The sequence below is a fragment of the Enterobacter cloacae complex sp. P24RS genome, from assembly GCF_014982165.1.
In the GTDB taxonomy this organism is placed as follows: Bacteria; Pseudomonadota; Gammaproteobacteria; order Enterobacterales; family Enterobacteriaceae; genus Enterobacter; species Enterobacter quasihormaechei.
On the sequence record NZ_JADCKU010000008.1, the window covers coordinates 135889 to 156012 of the forward strand.

General features: G+C 55.6%; 17 protein-coding genes, 1 tRNA gene and 1 pseudogene. 6 read left to right on the top strand and 13 right to left on the bottom strand.

Annotated elements, in window-relative coordinates:
* The first annotated feature begins 185 nt into the window (after nt 1–185).
* Entirely contained in the window at nt 186–1835 is a 1650-nt protein-coding gene (gene mqo, locus INF58_RS10935) for a malate dehydrogenase (quinone) (protein WP_058646988.1), read from the top strand.
* A gap of 42 nt (nt 1836–1877) precedes the next feature.
* Here the strand turns inward: mqo and eco are convergent, their stop codons facing one another.
* The gene (gene eco, locus INF58_RS10940) at nt 1878–2387 is read right to left on the bottom strand and encodes a serine protease inhibitor ecotin (protein WP_063450349.1); all 510 of its coding nucleotides are present in this window, start codon (nt 2385–2387) and stop codon (nt 1878–1880) included.
* A gap of 203 nt (nt 2388–2590) precedes the next feature.
* Here eco and INF58_RS10945 point away from each other — a divergent pair, with 203 nt between their 5' ends.
* On the top strand, nt 2591–2851 hold the full coding sequence (locus tag INF58_RS10945) for a DUF2534 family protein (RefSeq protein ID WP_063450348.1): 261 nt from the start codon (nt 2591–2593) through the stop codon (nt 2849–2851).
* Nucleotides 2852–2918: 67 nt separating this feature from the next.
* Here the strand turns inward: INF58_RS10945 and INF58_RS10950 are convergent.
* From INF58_RS10950 to INF58_RS10960, 3 genes are all read right to left on the bottom strand, one after another.
* Nucleotides 2919–2995: transfer RNA gene (locus INF58_RS10950), tRNA-Pro, on the bottom strand.
* Nucleotides 2996–3068: 73 nt separating this feature from the next.
* The gene (gene yejM / locus INF58_RS10955; RefSeq protein WP_193527673.1) at nt 3069–4829 is read right to left on the bottom strand and encodes an LPS biosynthesis-modulating metalloenzyme YejM; all 1761 of its coding nucleotides are present in this window, start codon (nt 4827–4829) and stop codon (nt 3069–3071) included.
* Nucleotides 4830–4848: 19 nt separating this feature from the next.
* Nucleotides 4849–5076: a YejL family protein gene (locus INF58_RS10960; protein ID WP_063450346.1), complete on the bottom strand. Its 228-nt coding sequence runs from the start codon at nt 5074–5076 to the stop codon at nt 4849–4851.
* A 134-nt stretch (nt 5077–5210) separates the two neighbouring features.
* Here INF58_RS10960 and yejK point away from each other — a divergent pair, with 134 nt between their 5' ends.
* A complete protein-coding gene (yejK, locus tag INF58_RS10965) occupies nt 5211–6218 on the top strand; it encodes a nucleoid-associated protein YejK (protein WP_028016284.1) in 1008 nt (335 codons plus the stop codon).
* A gap of 51 nt (nt 6219–6269) precedes the next feature.
* Here the strand turns inward: yejK and rplY are convergent, their stop codons facing one another.
* Nucleotides 6270–6554: a 50S ribosomal protein L25 gene (gene rplY, locus INF58_RS10970; protein WP_063450345.1), complete on the bottom strand. Its 285-nt coding sequence runs from the start codon at nt 6552–6554 to the stop codon at nt 6270–6272.
* Nucleotides 6555–6679: 125 nt separating this feature from the next.
* The gene (locus INF58_RS10975; protein ID WP_193527674.1) at nt 6680–8440 is read right to left on the bottom strand and encodes a DEAD/DEAH box helicase; all 1761 of its coding nucleotides are present in this window, start codon (nt 8438–8440) and stop codon (nt 6680–6682) included.
* A gap of 151 nt (nt 8441–8591) precedes the next feature.
* On the opposite strand from INF58_RS10975, the gene rsuA reads away from it, so the two are divergent.
* The 3 genes from rsuA to INF58_RS10990 all read left to right on the top strand — a co-directional run bounded on the left by rsuA (nt 8592) and on the right by INF58_RS10990 (nt 11135).
* Nucleotides 8592–9299, top strand: a complete 708-nt coding sequence (gene rsuA, locus INF58_RS10980; protein WP_193527675.1) for a 16S rRNA pseudouridine(516) synthase RsuA — start codon at nt 8592–8594, stop codon at nt 9297–9299.
* Nucleotides 9300–9314: 15 nt separating this feature from the next.
* On the top strand, nt 9315–10514 hold the full coding sequence (locus INF58_RS10985) for a Bcr/CflA family multidrug efflux MFS transporter (protein ID WP_193527676.1): 1200 nt from the start codon (nt 9315–9317) through the stop codon (nt 10512–10514).
* Between the two features lie 276 nt (nt 10515–10790).
* A complete protein-coding gene (locus tag INF58_RS10990) occupies nt 10791–11135 on the top strand; it encodes a YejG family protein (protein WP_003859372.1) in 345 nt (114 codons plus the stop codon).
* 3 nt (nt 11136–11138) lie between these two features.
* Here the strand turns inward: INF58_RS10990 and yejF are convergent.
* The 7 genes and pseudogenes from yejF to INF58_RS11025 form a co-directional block, all read right to left on the bottom strand.
* Nucleotides 11139–12727, bottom strand: a pseudogene (gene yejF, locus INF58_RS10995) (microcin C ABC transporter ATP-binding protein YejF).
* Between the two features lies 1 nt (nt 12728).
* On the bottom strand, nt 12729–13754 hold the full coding sequence (locus INF58_RS11000; RefSeq protein WP_193527677.1) for a microcin C ABC transporter permease: 1026 nt from the start codon (nt 13752–13754) through the stop codon (nt 12729–12731).
* The gene (locus tag INF58_RS11005) at nt 13754–14848 is read right to left on the bottom strand and encodes a microcin C ABC transporter permease YejB (protein WP_102750720.1); all 1095 of its coding nucleotides are present in this window, start codon (nt 14846–14848) and stop codon (nt 13754–13756) included. The genes INF58_RS11000 and INF58_RS11005 overlap by 1 nt, the downstream gene beginning before the upstream one ends.
* Nucleotides 14849–14857: 9 nt before the next feature.
* Nucleotides 14858–16663, bottom strand: coding sequence for an extracellular solute-binding protein (locus tag INF58_RS11010; RefSeq protein ID WP_193527694.1), 1806 nt, complete (start codon nt 16661–16663; stop codon nt 14858–14860).
* 75 nt (nt 16664–16738) lie between these two features.
* A complete protein-coding gene (locus INF58_RS11015; RefSeq protein ID WP_193033368.1) occupies nt 16739–18292 on the bottom strand; it encodes a cyclic di-GMP phosphodiesterase in 1554 nt (517 codons plus the stop codon).
* Between the two features lie 128 nt (nt 18293–18420).
* A complete protein-coding gene (gene mepS, locus INF58_RS11020; protein ID WP_003859364.1) occupies nt 18421–18990 on the bottom strand; it encodes a bifunctional murein DD-endopeptidase/murein LD-carboxypeptidase in 570 nt (189 codons plus the stop codon).
* 415 nt (nt 18991–19405) lie between these two features.
* Nucleotides 19406–20119: a phosphatase PAP2 family protein gene (locus tag INF58_RS11025; RefSeq protein ID WP_193527678.1), complete on the bottom strand. Its 714-nt coding sequence runs from the start codon at nt 20117–20119 to the stop codon at nt 19406–19408.
* Nucleotides 20120–20124 lie beyond the last annotated feature (5 nt).

The following is a 20124-nucleotide window of genomic DNA, read 5'->3' on the forward strand; positions in this document are numbered from 1 at the left end:
TAGCCAGGAAAATCGCCTGGTGCCAGCCTGCCTGTCAAAACCCCACAAACAATCCATCATTAAATTTCACAATTACAATAATTTCGTAACCTTTAAACAATATTTAAAAGTTGTTACCGTGCCCCCGCAGCGTGTTTCACCTGTAATTTCTACGCATCAAGCACTATTCAACTAAGGCATAAATGATGAAAAAAATGACTGCCGTGCTCTTTTCACTGGCCGTGGGGCTGAACGCCGTCTCGCTGGCGGCGAAAGCTGACGCACCAAAAGAGCAGGAAACGGATGTCCTTTTAATTGGTGGCGGCATCATGAGCGCTACGCTGGGCACGTATCTTCAGGAATTAGAGCCGAACTGGTCCATGACCATGGTCGAGCGCCTTGATGGCGTGGCGCAGGAAAGCTCTAACGGCTGGAATAACGCCGGGACGGGGCACTCGGCACTTATGGAACTGAACTATACGCCGCAGAAAAAGGACGGTTCCATTAGTATCGAGAAGGCGGTAGAGATCAACGAAGCGTTCCAGATCTCACGCCAGTTCTGGTCTCACCAGGTGAACAGCGGCGTGTTACACAATCCGCACTCCTTCATCAACACCGTACCGCACATGAGCTTTGTGTGGGGCGATCAAAACGTCAATTTCCTGCGCGCGCGTTACGCTGCCCTGCAACAGAGCACGCTGTTCCGCGGGATGAAATACTCTGAAGATCACGCTCAAATCAAAGAGTGGGCACCGCTGGTCATGGAAGGACGCGATCCGAACCAGAAAGTGGCGGCGACCCGCACTGAAATTGGTACTGACGTTAACTACGGTGAAATCACCCGTCAGCTGGTGGCCTCTCTGAAGAAAAAAGAGAACTTCAACCTGCAACTCAGCTCCGAAGTGCGTGGTTTCAAGCGCAACGCGGATAACAGCTGGAGCGTGACCGTTGCCGATCTGAAAAACAACGAAGCCGAGCATGTCATTAAGGCGAAGTTCGTGTTTATCGGTGCGGGCGGTGCGGCGCTGAAACTGTTGCAGGAGTCCGGTATTCCGGAAGCTGACGACTACGCGGGCTTCCCGGTCGGCGGCCAGTTCCTGGTGTCGGAAAACCCGGAAGTGGTTAACCGTCATCTGGCTAAAGTGTACGGTCAGGCCTCCGTTGGCGCGCCACCGATGTCCGTTCCCCATATCGACACCCGTATGCTGGACGGTAAGCGCGTGGTGCTGTTCGGGCCGTTCGCTACCTTCTCTACCAAGTTCCTGAAAAACGGTTCCCTGTGGGATCTGCTGAGCGCGACCACGACGTCGAACGTCAAACCTATGATGGACGTTGGGCTGGATAACTTTGATCTGGTGAAATACCTGATTAGCCAGGTGATGCTTTCTGATGAAGAACGCTTCGAGGCGCTGAAAGAGTACTATCCGCAGGCGAAGAAAGAAGACTGGCGTCTGTGGCAGGCGGGTCAGCGTGTACAGATCATCAAGCGCGATCCGAAAGAGGGCGGCGTACTGCGTCTGGGTACCGAAGTGGTGAGCGATAAGGATGGCACCATTGCCGCGCTGCTGGGGGCATCCCCGGGTGCGTCTACCGCTGCGCCAATCATGCTGCACCTGATGGAAAAAGTGTTTAAGGATAAAGTGTCCAGCCCGGAATGGCAGGCGAAGCTGAAAACCATTATTCCATCTTACGGTACGAAGCTGAACGGTAACGTTGACGCCACGGAGCAAGAGCTGGAATACACCAGCCGCGTACTGCAACTGCAATACGTCAAACCGCAGGCTGCGGATGCGGCGCCAAAGGCGGAGCTGAAGCCACAGGCAGAAAACAAGCCGGTTGCGGATATCGCGCTGTAGCGTAAAAAAGCCGGGTAAGCGTGAGCGCCACCCGGCTTTTTTTTAACGAACTACCGCCTGCCCGACAGTCTCATCTGCCTTCCACACGCGATATTTCACATCTACGTTTTCCGGCGTATAGACGACAATTGGCAGCTTGCTGTTATAGCGCAGCAGACTGTTATCACCCAGATACGCGGTAATAAATTTCTTCTCTTTCTTGCCGTCCGGACACGCCATCATGGTAGAAACCGGTGACGTTACTTTGTCGAAGACATAGTAGTCATAACCCCAGCCTTCCAGCGTTTTGCTTTCCAGCTTGCCGCCCAGACGATGCTGGTTGCAGTCCACTTCCAGCGTCTGGCCGATTAACAGCTCAACTTTGAAATTTGCTTCATCCTGCTGGGCCGGGAGCTGAATAACCTGGCGCTTCATCCCTTTGTCCGCTTGCGGATACGGGGCAACTTTTTCCAGCGGCTGCTCTTTCTGGGTTTCGCTGGCAAAAGCGCTGGTGCTGGCGCACGCAGCGGCGAGAAGGGCGATGGCAAATTTAGGTGCGTTTTTCACTGTCATTCCTTTTTTGTCAAAACGATCCGGGAAAGACTAACATAATGTACGTGAATGGTTGGCGCAATTTACTCATGTTTTCAATTTAAATGGAGTAATACACTGCTTTAGTGTTCTTTTTGTGGTGTTTAATGCTACGTTGGAGTCGGGGCGGCGATCGTGTTATTTTACGCGTTAATTATTGTTATTTATCTGTAAAGGGAGGAGAGATGGTAGGGGAAAAACTGAAGACACCTGAAGGCCGCAAGTTCCTGCTGGCGTTACTGGTTGTATTTATGATTGCTGCCGCATGCGTGGGGCGCGCGACCATTGTCGGTGTGATCGAGCAGTACAACATTCCGCTCTCTGCGTGGACAACCAGCATGTTTGTCCTGCAATCGGCGATGATCTTTGTTTACAGTCTGGTGTTCACCGTCCTGCTTGCGATTCCGCTGGGGATTTTCTTTCTCGGTGGGCGTGATAAGCACTGACCCTACTGCATGTGGGTACAGGCAATAAAAAACCAGCCATAAGCGGCTGGTTTTTTTTGTGTATTTTTGGTCGGCACGAGAGGATTTGAACCTCCGACCCCCGACACCCCATGACGGTGCGCTACCAGGCTGCGCTACGTGCCGACGCATAAAAGGAATACTACTCGATTCCTTTTTGATTGCAAGGGGAAAGCAGCGCTAACTGATTCATAAATAATCAGTTAGCGATAAAGCGCTTCTCGTCTGTCAGCACCTGCAACAGCAAGCTGAGCTGCGGTTTCTGATCTTTGAGCTTCTCACCTTCGAGATTATACGTCTGGTAATTTCCGTTGCTGTTCAGCACCAGGGACAGCGTCGGCGTGGTCACCACCAGCGTATTTCCGCCGGCCGCCGTGACCCAGTTATGACGGCGCGTGGCGCTAAAGAGGTCCTGTCCCTGCGAGTACTCATTCGCCGGCGTGCTGACGTGCAGCAGCCGTTGCATTAGCGTGGTCATGACGTCTTTATGGTCGGTCAGCATGTTGATGCGCTGCGCGGGCGTGCCCGGCCAGTGGATCACCAGGGGAACATGCAGGTTGGGACGCGACCATTCCATGCCCTTCGCCCCGTCGCCTAGCGGCACGCCGTGTCCCGCCGTAATAATGACGACCGTATTGTCCAGCTTGCCCGCGTCGCGCAGGGCGGTCAGCACGCGGCCAATCTGCGCATCGACGTCACCCGCCGCACGGCTATAGCGGCGCGCGAAGCCTTTCTGATTGCTGTCATCAAGCGTTGTGCCGTTAAACGCAACCCAGGAGAACCAGCGGTTATCTTCCTGCGCATAGCGCTTCAGCCAGTCTATCCACTGTTCAGCGGTCCGATCGTCAGACTGGCTCTGCGCGGCAGGCAGTGAGAAATCAGACAGCAGCGCCTGGCGGTACAGCGAGCTGTTGAAGCCATCGGAGGCGAACAGCCCCAGCTGGTAGCCCTGCTGATTAAGCCCGGTAATCAGCGCGGCCGGAATACGGGCAGACAGCACGCCGTCCATATAGCTCGGTGAAATGCCGTAGAACAGGCCGAAAATACCCGCGTCGGTCGAATTACCGGAGCTCATATGCTGGGTGAATGCGATGTTGTTCTGCGCGAATTCAGCCAGGGCAGGCATCTGCTTCTCATAGCGAGAATAATTCAGGCCATCAACGGTAATCAGCAGCACGTTCTGACCGCGGCCCATGTCGCGATATTTCAGATCGCTCAAAGGATACTGCACGCTAACCGCTTCCGGATTACCCTGTTCCACCAGACGACGCTGGTACTCCTGCGCATCCAGCAGGCCGTGTTTTTCCAGGAAACGACGCGCCGTCATCGGATAGGAGAGCGGCAGATTCGCGCGCTGCATGGTAATCGGGCGGTAGAAGTTCGCATCTGCCCAGATATACATCAGGTGCGAACCGATAAATGAGGCGAAAAAGAGCGCCGCGACGGGCTTCGCGTAATGGCGGCGTCGGGTCAGACTGCGGAGCTTTTGCCAGCTCCACGTGGCGAACAGCATTTCAATCAGCAGGATAATCGGCACGCTGATAAACATCAGCTGCCAGTCGCGCGCGGTCTCGTTCTGATCCGGGTTAATCACCAGCTCCCAGACGATAGGGTTCAGGTGCAGGTGGAACCGGGTGAAGACTTCGCTGTCGATAAGCAACAGGGTCATGCCCGCCGTCGCAAGGATAGCGGACAGGAAGCGCATCAGCCGCTGCGACATGACGATAAACGTCAGAGGGAACAGGATCAGCAAATAGGTGGCGAAAACCAGAAAGCTAAAGTGACCAACAAGGCTCATCCACGAGTAGACTCGCCCGGTTAACGTGGTTGGCCAGTCCGCCACAAACAGATAACGGCAGCCGAGCACCATCGCCAACAGAATGTTGAACAGGGCAAACCAGTGCCCCCAGCTGACCATCTGGGAGACTTTTTCACGGTAGCGCTGACGATTCGTCACCATAAACTGTTGTTCGTTTCCCTTAGTGTGCCTGGTCGTCGCTAACGGAGGACTGCAATGCCTGGGCGAAAGATTTGGCGATCGCCTGACGCTGAGCCGGAGCAACGCTGGTATTAATCAGATTGGTAACCATATTTCCCAAAACCATCAGGGAGAGATCGGTTGGCGTTTTATGTTTTTCCAGTACGTTGACCAGCTCACCGAGCAGTTGTTCAACGTGTTCGTCACTGTAGCGGGAATGTTGTGGCATAAATCAAAATCAGTTTGTTGAGAGAAGGGCGACATATTACCGTAGCAACAGCTTTTTTTCCCCTTTTTTATCTTCTGTTGCACACATGCGTTGGTGGTGGTTGAATACCGCCCGGTCTAAAAGGAGAGTTTATCATGAGTCTGGAAATCAACCAGATTGCCTTGCACCAGCTTATCAAGCGTGATGAGCAAACCCTTGAAGTGGTGCTGCGCGATTCGTTACTGGAACCAACGCCTACCGTTGTCGAGATGATGGCGGAGCTGCATCGCGTCTACAGCGCGAAAAATAAAGCCTATGGCTTGTTCAGCGAAGAGAGCGAGCTGGCGGATAGCCTGCGCCTGCAACGTCAGGGCGAAGAGGATTTCCTGGCGTTCAGCCGCGCTGCCACGGGCCGTCTGCGTGACGAACTGGCGAAATATCCCTTCGCCGATGGCGGTATCGTCCTGTTCTGCCACTACCGTTATCTGGCGGTAGAGTATCTGCTGGTGACCGTGCTGAATAACTTAAGCAGCATGCGCGTGAACGAGCAGCTGGATATCAGCTCAACGCACTATCTGGATATCAACCATGCGGATATTGTGGCGCGTATCGATTTAACCGAATGGGAAACCAACCCGGAATCGACGCGCTACCTGACCTTCCTCAAAGGCCGCGTGGGCCGCAAAGTGGCAGATTTCTTTATGGACTTCCTCGGCGCCAGCGAAGGGCTGAACGCCAAAGCGCAGAACAAAGGTCTGCTCCAGGCGGTGGATGACTTTACGGCTGAGGCGCAGCTTGATAAGTCTGAGCGTCAGAACGTGCGTCAGCAGGTTTACAGCTACTGCAACGAGCAGTTACAGGCCGGGGAAGAGATTGAGCTGGAGTCGCTGTCCAAAGAGCTGGCGGGCGTCAGCGAAGTCAGCTTCCAGGAATTTACTGCGGACAAAGGCTATGAGCTGGAAGAGAGCTTCCCGGCGGATCGCAGCACCCTGCGTCAGCTGACGAAATTTGCCGGCAGCGGCGGTGGGTTAACCATTAACTTTGATGCCATGCTGCTCGGGGAACGTATCTTCTGGGATCCGGCCACCGACACGCTGACCATTAAAGGCACGCCGCCGAACCTGCGCGATCAGCTCCAGCGTCGCACCTCAGGCGGTAAATAACGGCCATAAAAAAACCCCGCAGAAGCGGGGTTTTTCTCGACAGGTTTGCGATTACGCGCGAACGAAGTCGATGTGAGACAGTTTTGGCTTGAACGGGTGACGCTGAACAGCCTGAACTTTCACTTTTTCTTCTTTACCGCCAACAACGATGGTCAGAACTTCGCTGTAGAATTCAGCTTTAGTCTGCATGTTCCATACTTTGTCGTGATCCAGTTCGATAGCAACTGGAGCAGCTTCGCCACCGTAAACGATAGCCGGGAACTTGTTAGCGGTACGCAGGCGGCGGCTCGCACCCTTACCCTGCACGTTACGTACTTCTGCTTCGATAGTGAACATTGATTTCTCTCTGTATTTAAAACCCTGCTACAGGCGACCCAGCAGCAGGTGAGTGTTCTGCCTCACGGATGTGAAGCGGGCGGCATTTTATACTCAAATGGCGCGCGCATCAACGAAAAGTCCCGCTAACCGCGTAATTCGTTTGCCCGCCGGAAGCGCCCTTCATAGTCAAAGACCTTCTCACGCACCTGCCAGAACTGGCCTTTTTTGCGGGCGACAACGAAATCGGGATGGCGCAGCAGCACCTGCTGGTGCACGATATCCGCCACGGTTATCCAGCGCAGCGGCACGCCGGGCGTGCGGGTATGCGGGCGGATAAAAAGCTGCTCGAACGCGGTTCGCTGGGCGGGCGTCTGAACCCTGAACCGCTCGCTGACGTCTGCGCCGTCCTCGTCGTAATAGGTAATCTTTAGCCACTCGCCTTTTTCATCCGCGCCGGGCTGTAGCGCCATGCCGGAACAGCGCAGCACCAGCGCATCCTTCAGCTTCAGCGCCGCTTTCAGCATGTCGTCCGGGTCGACCAGCACCGTGTCGCACTCCCTACAGCGGCGGGCTGCGATGTCGTTCTCGGCGTTGCACTGCGGGCAGTTTTTGAAGCGGAAGCGGAAGTCGCACTGCTCGCGATGACCGTCGTCGTCTTCAAACCAACCCTGACAGCGGCGGCCAAAGTGCTCAATCAGCGTGCCGTCGGCGGTGGTTTTGCCCCAGAAAGTGTTGGCAAACCCGCAGGCCGGGCAAAATACCTGTACCGGCACGTTGTCGCTTTTGCCTTTTGGCGTGCCCACTTCCGGGGAGTAGAGATCGTGCGGGTTACCGGCGTAATCAAGGATCAGGCAGTCGGTTTTGCCCGGCGCCAGGCGCAGCCCGCGCCCGACAACCTGCTGATACAGGCTGACGGATTCGGTTGGGCGCAGGATCGCAATCAGGTCGACGTGCGGGGCGTCAAACCCGGTGGTTAATACGGAGACATTCACCAGGTAGCGGAACTGCTGGGCTTTGAAGGCCTCAATCAGGCTGTCGCGCTCCGGCCCGGGGGTTTCACCGGTAATTAACGCCGCGTCGTCGGCGGGCAGCAGTCCCGTGATTTCGCGCGCATGTTCGACGGTGGCAGCAAAAATCATCACCCCTTTACGCGTTTGCGCGAACTCTTCAATCTGGCTGATGATATGCGGCGTGATCCGCTTCTGTTTTTTCAGCTCATGGTTAAGATCCGCCTCGCTGAACAGCCCGTTGCTCTGCGCCTGCAAGCGGCTGAAATCATACTGCACGACCGGCATATCCAGCCGTTCCGGCGGCGTCAGGTAGCCGTGCTTGATCATGTAGCGCAGCGGAAGCTCATAGATACAGTCGCGGAACAGGGCTTTTTCGTCGCCACGCACCATACCGTGATAATGGAACTGATAAATCCAGCCCTTGCCCAGACGAAACGGCGTGGCGGTCAGGCCAAGCAGACGTATCTGAGGATTCACCGCTTTCAGGTGAGTGAGGATTTGCTGATACTGGCTGTCGTCGTCATCGCTGATGCGGTGACATTCGTCGACAATCAGCAGGGAAAACTCGCTGCGAAACAGGTCCAGGTTGCGGGCCACCGACTGTACGCTGCCAAACACCACTTTCCCGTGGCTCTCTTTGCGTTTCAGCCCGGCAGCAAAAATGTCGGCCTCCAGGCCGAGCGCACAATATTTGGCGTGGTTTTGCGCCACCAGCTCTTTGACGTGCGCCAGCACCAGCACGCGCCCGCGGGCCAGGCGCGCCAGTTCGGCAATCACCAGGCTTTTACCGGCTCCGGTCGGGAGCACGATGGCGGCGGGTTCCCGGTGCTTGCGAAACCAGGCGAGGGTGGCATCAACGGCTTCCTGCTGATAGGGGCGTAGTGTGAAAGTCATGGCTTCTCTATTCAGTTAACTCGCATATAGTATGCCACGAAACTTTTTCCCTTGAGTGGCGCAACCAGACCATTATACTGAACCGTTCCTGACAGCTTCTTTTTCGGACGCGTAGTCCGACTTCCAGCACCATTAAGGCTAAAAAGATTTCATGCGACTTGATAAGTTTATCGCTCAGCAACTCGGCGTAAGCCGCGCTATTGCCGGGCGCGAAATTCGCGCCAACCGCGTTACCGTGGACGGCGACATTGTGAAAGACAGCGCTTTTAAACTCCAGCCCGACCACGAGGTGGAGTATGACGGCAACCCGCTGACCCAGCAGAATGGCCCGCGCTACTTCATGCTCAACAAACCGGAAGGGTACGTCTGTTCAACGGACGATCCGGATCACCCGACGGTGCTCTACTTCCTGGATGAGCCTGTGGCGCACAAGCTGCATGCGGCAGGGCGTCTGGATATTGATACCACCGGCCTGGTGCTGATGACCGATGACGGGCAGTGGTCGCACCGCATCACTTCCCCGCGCCACCACTGCGAGAAAACCTATCGGGTGACGCTGGAATCGCCGGTCTCGGATGACACGGCAGAGCAATTCGCGAAAGGCGTTCAGCTGCATAATGAAAAAGATCTGACCAAACCAGCGGTGCTGGAAGTCATCACCCCAACGGACGTCCGTCTGACCATCAGTGAAGGCCGCTACCACCAGGTGAAACGTATGTTTGCCGCCGTGGGCAACCACGTGGTGGGGCTGCATCGTGAACGTATCGGCGCGATTGAGCTCGATCCAGACCTGGCGCCAGGGGAATATCGCCCGCTGACGGAAGAAGAGATCGCCAGCGTCGGGCTGCCTTCACGCTAAATTCAGGAGAACCCTGTGACCACCAGGCCACACTCGTCGTTTAAAATTGTGTTTATCCTTGGCCTGCTGGCCATGCTGATGCCGCTGTCTATCGATATGTATCTGCCCGCGCTGCCGGTGATTTCCGCGCAGTTTGGCGTACCGGCGGGCAGCGCGCAGATGACGCTCAGCACCTACATCCTTGGGTTCGCGCTCGGCCAGCTTTTTTATGGCCCAATGGCTGACAGCCTGGGGCGTAAACCGGTTATTCTGGGCGGAACGTTGATATTTGCCGCGGCGGCGGTGGCCTGTGCGCTGGCGCAGAGTATCGATCAGCTGATCGTGATGCGTTTCTTCCATGGCCTGGCGGCGGCTGCGGCAAGCGTGGTCATCAACGCGCTGATGCGCGACGTCTACCCGAAGGAAGAGTTCTCGCGCATGATGTCGTTCGTCATGCTGGTCACGACCATTGCGCCGCTGATCGCTCCCATGGTGGGCGGGGCAGTGCTGGTGTGGTTCAGCTGGCATGCGATTTTCTGGATCCTGGCGATTGCCGCGCTGCTGGCCTCGGTGATGATCTTCGTCTTTATCGATGAAACGCTGCCGGTCGAGCGACGCCAGAAGTTTCACGTTCGCACCACGCTTGGCAACTTTGCCTCGCTGTTTCGCCACAAGCGCGTGCTGAGCTATATGCTGGCCAGCGGCTTTAGCTTTGCCGGGATGTTCTCGTTTCTGAGCGCGGGGCCGTTTGTGTACATCGAACTGAACCACGTGTCACCCCAGCACTTTGGCTACTACTTCGCGCTGAATATCGTCTTCCTGTTTGTCATGACCATTATCAACAGCCGCTTTGTCCGGCGGGTCGGAGCGCTGAATATGTTCCGCGCCGGGTTGTGGATCCAGTTCGTGATGGCTATCTGGCTGGTGGTGAGCGCGCTGTTAGGCGTCGGCTTCTGGGCGCTGGTGGTGGGCGTGGCAGCGTTTGTCGGATGCGTGTCGATGGTCTCGTCCAACGCGATGGCGGTGATCCTCGACGAATTCCCGCATATGGCGGGCACCGCCTCGTCGCTGGCAGGGACGTTCCGCTTCGGGATTGGCGCGATAGTCGGAGCGCTGCTCTCAATGGCGACGTTTAATACCGCCTGGCCGATGCTGTGGGCGATCGCCCTCTGCGCGACCAGCTCCATCCTCTTCTATCTGTATGCCAGCCGGCCGCGTAAGACGGCGCATAAATGAACGCTTAAGGCCCGATACGGGCCTTTTTGTTGACCCATATCAACCAACCCTTCGTTCGTTTACCCTGTGTTTGTTTCTTTTATGTAAAATCTATTTATGTAAAAAGTCACATCATTGTATTTAAAAAGGTTGAGTTAGATCGCAGAAACGGGTACATATAGCGCCGACGCGAGCCTGTGACGCCTATAAAATCCGCTAAACAGTGCAGGTTGGCGATGATGTGTTACTATAAATGTAAATAAATTGTGAAGTAAATTTGCTTCCGGGGAACTGAACGTGAATACATTACAACTCTCCATTGTCCATCGCTTGCCCCAGAGCTATCGCTGGTCGACGGGTTTTGCAGGTTCGAAAGTTGAACCGATTCCGCAAAGCGTTGCAGGGGAGGATAATTGCCTGGTGGCGCTCAAGCTGCTCAGCCCGAGCGATGAAAACGCGTGGCCGGTTATGGAACGTCTCAGCCAGGCGCTGACGGACATCGAAGTAGACAGCTCCGTGCTGGAATGCGAAGGTGAGCCGTGCCTGTTTGTTAACAGCCAGGATGAATTTGCCGCGACCTGCCGCCTGAAAAACTTCGGCGTGGCGATTGCCGAACCGTTCTCCGGTCAATATCCCTTCTGAGTGCTAGTCAGCGGACAATAGCTGGCGCGTGTAATCCTGCGTCGGCGCGGTAAATACGCGCTGGCACTCTCCTTGCTCAACAACCTCTCCCTGCCGCAATACCACCACCTGATGGCAAAGCGCACGCACCACCTGTAAATCGTGGCTGATAAAGATATAGGCCAGCCGATGCTTTTCCTGTAGCCCCTTCAGCAGCGTCAGGATCTGCGCCTGCACGGTGCGGTCCAGCGAGGACGTCGGCTCGTCCAGCACGATCAGCTCCGGTTTCAGGATCAGCGCGCGGGCAATCGCGATACGCTGGCGCTGGCCGCCGGAAAACTCTGCCGGGTAGCGGTGGCGGGTTTCGGGATCTAACCCGACTTCCGCCAGCACCCGCTTCACCTCACTTTCGCGCTGTTGTGCCGTCAGCGCGGGCTGGTGAACGCGCAGGCCCTCCTCGACAATCTGCAACACGCTTAGCCGCGGGTTCAGCGAAGAGTTCGGATCCTGAAATACCACCTGCATGCGCGGGCGGACGGGCAGCATTTGGCGGCGGCTTAGGTTTTGCAGCGGCATGCCGTCAAAGAGAATGTCTCCCTGCGAGGCAATCAGGCGCAGCAGCGCCAGGCCGGTGGTGCTTTTGCCCGAGCCGGATTCGCCCACAAGCCCAAGCGACTCACCCGCACGCAGAGAGAAGCTCATGTTTTTCAGGACATGATTATGATCAACCACGCGGCGCAAAATGCCCTTGCGGATCGGGAATGACACCGACAGCCCCTCAACCTTCAGCAGCGGCGCGCCGTCGGCGTTAAGCGGAACCGGGTCGCAGAAGGTTCGCTGTCCAGCAGGCGCCGGGTATACGGGTGCTGAGGCGCGCTCAGCAGGGCGGATGCCCTGTTCTGTTCCACGCAGCGGCCGTTTTGCATCACGGCCACCGCGTCAGCGAGCTTTTTCACGATGCTCAGATTGTGGGTAATAAACAGCAGGCTCATGTTCAGCTCGTCGCGAAGCTCGCGCAGCAGTTGCAGAATTTGCGCCTGCACCGTGACGTCCAGCGCGGTGGTGGGTTCATCCGCAATCAACAGCTCGGGGCGCGTCAGCAGGGCCATCGCGATCATCACGCGCTGGCGCTCGCCGCCGGAAAGCTGGTGCGGGAAATCGTTCAGTCGTTTCGCCGCATGACGAATGCCGGTGCGCTCCAGGCAGTCCAGAATTTCACCCCGCGCCGCCTCTTTACGCATCCCCCGATGAAGTGACAGCACTTCATAGAGCTGTTTTTCCAGCGTATGCAGTGGGTTAAGCGACACCATCGGCTCCTGGAAAATCATGGCAATTTTATTGCCGCGAATGCCGCGCAGGGTTTGCTCATCCGCATTCAGCAGCGATTGTCCATGGAACAGAATGTCTCCCTGCGGATAGCTGACCGGCGGGGAAGGGAGCAGGCGCAGCACCGAAAGTGCCGAGACGCTTTTACCGGAACCGGATTCCCCAACCAGCGCCAGCGTCTCTCCGCGCTGGATCTGCAACGATAAATCCGTCACTACCGTGCGTGATTCGCCCTGCTTTGAAAACGCAATCGACAGGTTTTCTATGCTCAGAAGAGGCCGGGTCATGTCATACCGCCTTGTTGGGATCGAAGGCATCGCGCACGGCTTCGCCAATAAAAATCAGCAGGGAAAGCAGCACCGCCACGGAAAGGAATGCGGCGATGCCCAGCCAGGGGGCCTGGAGGTTATTTTTGCCCTGTAACAGCAGTTCGCCAAGGGACGGTGAGCCCAGCGGCAAACCGAAGCCCAGAAAATCGAGTGACGTCAGGGTGGTGATGGAGCTACACAAAATAAACGGCAGGAAGGTGAGGGTCGCCACCACCGCATTGGGAAGCATATGGCAGAAGATAATTGCGCGATCGCTCACGCCTAACGCCTGCGCAGCGCGAATATAGTCGTAATTTCGCGTGCGCAGAAATTCCGCGCGCACCACGCCGACCAGCGCCATCCAGCCGAACAGGACGGTGATCCCGAGCAGCCACCAGAAGCCAGGCTGAACCACGCTGGAAAGCAGGATTATCAGAAACAGCGTCGGCATACCGGACCAGACTTCAATCACGCGCTGCCCCCACAAATCGATTTTTCCACCGTAATAGCCCTGCACGGCGCCCGCCACGACGCCCATGATGCTGGAAAAGAGCGTCAGCATCAGTCCAAACAGGAGCGAGATGCGGGTGCCGTAAAGAATGCGCGCCAGCACATCGCCGCCGTTCTCGTCCGTTCCCAGCCAGTTCTGCGAGGAAGGCGGGGAAGGGAAGGGGGTGGAGGTGGCATAGTTTATGCTGTTCGCGCCAAAGCGAATCGGTGCCCAGAGCGCCCAGCCGTGCTGCGCGATCTGTTCACGTAACCAGGGATCCTGATACTCGGCTGGCGTCGCAAACGGACCGCCAAAATCGCTTTCGCTATAGGTAGTAAGTACCGGCACGTACCAGCGGTCTTTGAAATGCACCAGCAGGGGTTTATCGTTGGCAATCAGTTCCGAACACAGACATAAGGCGAACAGGACGGCGAAGATCCACAGCGACCAGTAGCCGCGACGGTTGTGGCGAAAGCGAGCCCAGCGGGCCTGATTGACGGGGCTTAAACGCGACATCAGCGGCCCTCAAAATCGATACGGGGATCGACCAGCGTGTAGCTGATATCGCTGATGATATTCAGCAGCAGGCCGATCAGGGTGAAAATGTACAGTGTGCCAAACATCACCGGATAATCACGGGAGACGGTGGCCTCATAGCCCAGCAGCCCTAATCCGTTGAGAGAGAACATCACTTCTATCAGCAGCGAGCCGGTAAAAAACATACTGATGAACGTGGCGGGAAAACCGGCAATCACCAGCAGCATGGCGTTGCGAAAAACGTGCTTCCACATAATCTGCTTTTCACCGACCCCTTTGGCGCGGGCGGTGACCACGTACTGCTTGCGGATCTCATCGAGAAAGGCATTTTTGGTGAGCATCGTAAGCGCCGCAAAGCCGCCAATAACCGTTGCCAGCACCGGAAGCGTGATGTGCCAGAAGTAGTCGGTGATTTTTTGATACCACGGCAGCGTGCTGAAATCCGCGGAGACCAGCCCGCGCAGCGGGAAGAGGTCGAAATAGCTGCCGCCGGCAAAAAAGACAATCAGCAGCACGGCAAACAGAAACGCCGGGATCGCGTAGCCAATAATAATGAACGTGCTGCTCCAGATATCGAAACGGCTACCGTTGTGGACCGCTTTGCGGATCCCCAGCGGAATGGAGACCAGATAGATGATCAACGTTCCCCACAGCCCGAGCGTGATGGACACCGGCAGGCTTTGTTTGATCAGGGTTAACACCGAGGCGCTGCGAAACAGGCTGTCGCCAAAATCGAAACGGACGTAATCCCAGAGCATGTTGAAATAACGTTCGTGCAGCGGCTTGTCGAAACCATAGCGGTGGGTGATCTCGGCGATCACCTCCGGATCCAGCCCACGGCCGCCCCGGTAGTGGCTTTCGCTGATATTGCCCACGCCCGTCCGGGCATGGCTGGCGCCCATCCCTTCACCGCCGCCGCCCGGCATGCCGCCAGCGTGACCAAATTCGATTGCCGCAATCGCCTGGTCCACCGGGCCGCCGGGGGCAATCTGCACGATAAAAAAGTTAATGGTGATGATGGCCCACAGGGTCGGGATCACCAGCAGCAGCCGGCGGATAAGATAAGCGCCCATCGTCACTCCTTAACGCCGCGCTGCGGGCAGTTTTGCGGCTTTATTCACGTCATACCACCACGTATCAAAACCAAGCGTATAAACCGGGCGAACGGCGGGCAGGGAGAATTTGTCCCAGCGGGCCACGCGATCTTCACCCATGTACCACATCGGCAGCATGTAATAGTTCCAGGTTAACACCCGGTCAAGCGCGCGCCCGAGCGGCAGAAGTTTCTCTTTATCGCCCTGAGCGGCCACGATTTTCGCAATCAGCGCGTCAATCACCGGGCTCTTGACGCCCGGTGCGTTGTAGGAGGAGTTGATATAGCCCGATGCCCAGGAGATTTGCAGATCTGAGCTCGGCCACGGCTGCGCGGCCCACAGGCTCTGCATCATGTCGTAATCGCGGCTGCGCTTGCGGTTGGTAAGCTGCGCGATATCCACCTGGCGAATATTCATGATCACCCCAAGCCGGGCAAGGTTCTTCTTAAAGGGCAGCACCCACTGATCGTTCGCGCCGGAGGCAATCAGCAGTTCGAAGCTCAGAGGTTTACCGGTTTTGGCATTCACTCGCTGCTGGTTTTTCAGCACCCACCCGGCGTCATCCAGCAGCTTGCTGGCTTTCAGCAGATTTTCACGGTCGAACCCGTTTCCGTCGGATTTGGGCGGTTCAAATACGCGGGTGAACACCTCCGGCGGCAGCTGCGCTTTCATCGGAGCCAGCAGAAGCAGTTCATCCGCGTGGGGATAATCACGGGCGGCGTATTCGGTATTCTGGAAATAGCTGTTCGCCCGGCTGTAGGCTCCGTAGAACAGCGCTTTGTTCATCCATTCAAAATCAAACGCCAGGGTAATGGCTTCACGCACCCGACGATCGGAAAACACCGGACGCTGGATGTTAAATGCCAGCCAGCGCGTATCTTGCGCAGATTCATTTTTGTGTTCGTCTTTAACGATATAGCCTTTCGCGAAATTTTTTCCGATATACCGGGTAGCCCAGTTTTTGGCGCTGTTCTCGACACGTAAATCAAACGCGCCTGCCTTAAACGCCTCGAAGGCCACGTTGTCATCGAGGTAGTAGTCGTAGCGGAGGGTATCGAAGTTCCAGCGGCCACGGTTTACCGGCAGCGCGGCAGCCCAGTAATCTTTAACGCGGGAATAGATCACATACTGGCCCATGCGCCAGTCGGTAATGCGATACGGTCCTCCGGCCAGCGGCGGGGTAGAGAGGGGATCGCTCAGCTTATGGTTTTTCCAGAACGATTCAGGCATGACGGGCAGGGAGAACAGGCTCAGCATGTTCTCTTTGTTCGGCTCACTCAGTTCGATTCGCACGGTCAGCGGGGCGATGGCTTTCACCGTGGTGCCCTTGTACACCAGACGAAACTGCGGTACGCCCTCGGTCATAAATTTATGAAAGGTGAACGCCACGTCGCGGGCGCTAACCGGGGAGCCGTCATGAAAACGCGCCTGCGGATTGATCGCGATTTCTGCCCAGCTAAAATCATCAGCGTAACGCACGTTCTCGGCAACCAGGGGATAATAACTGCCGGGCTCGTCGTCGGAGGTGACAAACAGCGTGTCATAAAGGGATTCGGTTCGGGCTGCCGCCACGCCGCGAAGGGCAAAGCGGTTAAAGTTATCAAACGTTCCCGTGGCGGAAAGCGTCACGTTCCCGCCTTTGGGTGCGGCGGGGTTCACGTAATCGTAGTGAGTAAAGTTGACCGCGTATTTCGGCTCGCCTATGACGGCAAAGGCCGTGCTTTCTTTGATGGACTGCGCCTGGCTCGACAGGCTCACCAGCGCCAACAGCATCACTACAACGCGCATAATCATCGTGCGGCGGATCCCTTTGTTCACAGGCAGGCTCGGTTGAGGAGAATAATAAGTGACTGCGCCGCGATTGTGAAATTATTCCCCGAGCGTGACGTCGGGCTGCCACGTCTTAAACTCCTCCAGCGGCATCGGGCGGCCGATCCAGTAGCCCTGAAGATAGTTCACGCCATGCTCGCGCAGCCACGCCGCCTGCTCAGGTGTTTCAACGCCCTCGGCGACGGTTAACATATTCAGGCGACCCGCCAGCGTCAGCACCGCGTCAAGCACCGGCGAGGTGACGGTCTCCGTCCCGATGGCGTTGACGAAACCGCGATCTATTTTCAGGTAATCCATGGTGAAGCGTTCAAGATAGATCAGCGCGCTGTGGCCGGTACCAAAATCATCGATGGCGATTTCAAAACCTTCATCGTGCAGCCATTCGAACAGCTGATTAGCCTCGCGGTGGTTAATCATGTCGCGCTCGGTTATTTCCAGCACTATCTGGAAGTGATCGGGCGGCAGGGCAGCGGCAAAGGCGAGCATATCCTCTTTAAAGCTTTCCGCATGCAGATGACCGGGCGCGATGTTTATCCCGAACTTGGCGCCGGGCGGAAGCCGCGTTTGCAGAACCGGGGCATCGCGAACGATCAGGTCAAAAAGGTGCAGCGTCAGCGGAACGATCAGCTTCTGCGCTTCGGCGAAAGTGATAAAGGCGTCCGGTGGGATTTCACCCATCACCGGATGCTTCCAGCGCATCAGGACTTCCAGCCCGGTCATTTTGAGCGACTGCGCATCCACGACGGGTTGATAGACCACGTAAAACTGGTCGCGCTTGATGGCCGTGAGGATCTCTTTCCCGGGATTCAAACGGATAGTGAGAATATAAAAGTTCAGCAGACCCGCCGCGATGCCGCAGACCAGGCCGAAAAAGACGGCGTACAGCACTTCATCGGTCGTCCAGGCCTGCGCATAGACGTTAACGGTCAAAGGAATATTTTTCAGCGTGGCGGTGCGCGCAGGGACGTCAGGTAACTCACTCGCCTGAACCAGCATTTCGGACCGGGTGGATAACGCAGAATCGCCTATGACGATGGCAATGCCGGCAAACTCATCCTGACGCGAGGTGTAGAGAAGGTATGGCGACAGGTTGAGGTTGACGGAGGTAAACACGCCGCCGTCTTTTACCAGCGGATTGCGATACCAGATGGCAATCGCGGGCTTATCCGGCAGCATGGGCGTGCCCGGCAGGAGCGCGATATCAACAGGTTTGCTGATATGTAATTGAGGAATAAGCGTTTCCATCGGGGTATTCATCGGACCTGTTGCCGAAGAGCAGAAGGCCTGTTTATCCCTGACCAGCAAAAAGGCGCGCACGTTAATGCTGAAGGCCGCGCGTGAGGTCAGCGCCGCGCTGACTTCGTCACAGCTGTTCAGCGTGAGCGGCTGGAGCGTATCAATAGACGTTTTGAGCTCGTCAAAATAGCCCTCCATATAGACGCTTAAATCCGTAATGAGGGTGTCGAACCTGACTTCTCGCTTGTGATAACTCCAGTAAAACTGTAACGCACCCAGAAGCAGGGCGGTGAATAACCCCGTAAGAAAACTGAGAAACAGTATCTTGCGGTTGCTGGAGAAGTAGCGGGTAAACATAGATGTCGTGATTCCTGAAATGCCGCTGGATGTCTATCAGTGTAACGGGCAAAAAAAAACACTGCCGGAGCAGTGCTTTTTTTTATCGTATCGCCAGCCAAGGGATAACCCACGATACGACAGCAAGATTAACTACGGCTCAGAACGCGGCGAGCTTCGTTGTAGCGCTTTTTCCAGTAGGGTTCGTTCATGCTGGAAATCGTCACGCCGCTGCTGGTGGAAGCATGGACAAACTGATCGTTACCGATATAGATGCCAACGTGCCGACCGGTTGAACCCGCTCTGAACAGGACTAAATCTCCCGTGCGCAGTTTAGTACGCGAAATGGACTTGCCCATTTCCTGCTGTTCATAAGTAGAACGCGGAAGGTCTAACCCAAACTGCTCGCGGAACGTACGCTGTACGAACGCAGAACAATCGATGCCTTTCTTGGTGCTGCCGCCCAGACGATAACGCACGCCTTTCCAGTCAGCATACTGATCCATAATGCGCGACTTAACGTCGAGATTACGTACCATATTTTCAAATTCATCCTGAGAGGCTTGCAGTGAAGAGGAATCTTCCATTCCCACAACACGCGTCTCAGGATGCATATTCTTCGCGGTATTCGTTGTGCTACATGCCGAAAGCAGAACCGCCACTGCAATCGCCGGGATCCCCCGCAAGATATATCTCAAGATTGGTTGAGATTTGACCATTTTGTTTGTTTTCCCTTGAAGTCCTTAACGAAAATATCGTTATAAAAATGCCAACCGTGACGAGACTAATTATCTGTTCACAATGAGACAATTCTTTATGGTGAAAACTGTGGCGCAACGCACAAAATTATTCACCACGATAATAATTGTCTCAGTGGGGCAAAACGAATTCGAGGTTAACCGATTGCTCAGGGTATTGCGAGCAAAAAAGTCCCTTTTTTTATAAGAAATTGTGATACACAACGTTACAGCGTGGAAATGCTCAAAACGCCGCCATTCCTGACGCTAATCCCCGCAATTGCTTCATTTTAATCATGAATAGTATGACGGGAAGATGACAGGGGTGAATGACGCCGGTAAGAAGGGAGTCAGGGATCGAAAACAATCCCTGATGAATGGTGTTAATTTGCGTTATTTATTTGTTTCCGACTTGTTTAAATTTGTCGGGAAGATAGCGATCAAAAATATCTATTAAGCGATCGCTCAACGGGGTCATCAGTACCCAGGGTAAGCCAATCAACACCGCCGTGAATGAGCCCACGGCGATATCGGTCAGCCAGTGCGCACCAATCATTACCCGCGGGAATGCGAATACCACAACAATAACCAGGGCGATGGCGAAGGCTTTTTTACCGAAATAGCGCAGCATAAAGCCAGCAAAAATCAGCAGCATCATACCGTGGTCGCCCGGGAAACTGTCCTTCGAGGCATCTTTGGTTGGAATATGCAGCAGCTCGCTGACGCGGTTAATGTTCGGGAAAGAGAGCGACGGACTGGCGCGTTTAACCGGCATCAGATGCTGCGCCAGCTGGTTGATAATCACGGCGGTCAGCAGCATCACCAGGCCGATAATCAGAATACGGCGACGACCCGTTTTGTCTTCTTTCAGCCAGAAGGAGAGCATCAGGCAGCCCATTGCCAGCAGCGAACAGCCGTCAAAGGCGCGGTTGTTGGTGATCGCGACCAGCCACAGGAAGGCCTCGCTCTTCGCCAGCGCCTGGTTAAAGAAGTGGAAAAGACCGGAATCCAGCGGGAACCAGAAACCGTGATCCACCGGAAGATACCAGGAGAAAAAGATCGCCAGGCCGGCAGCATTGAGCAATAAAATAGCAGGAAGTCGAGTCGTCATAGTCT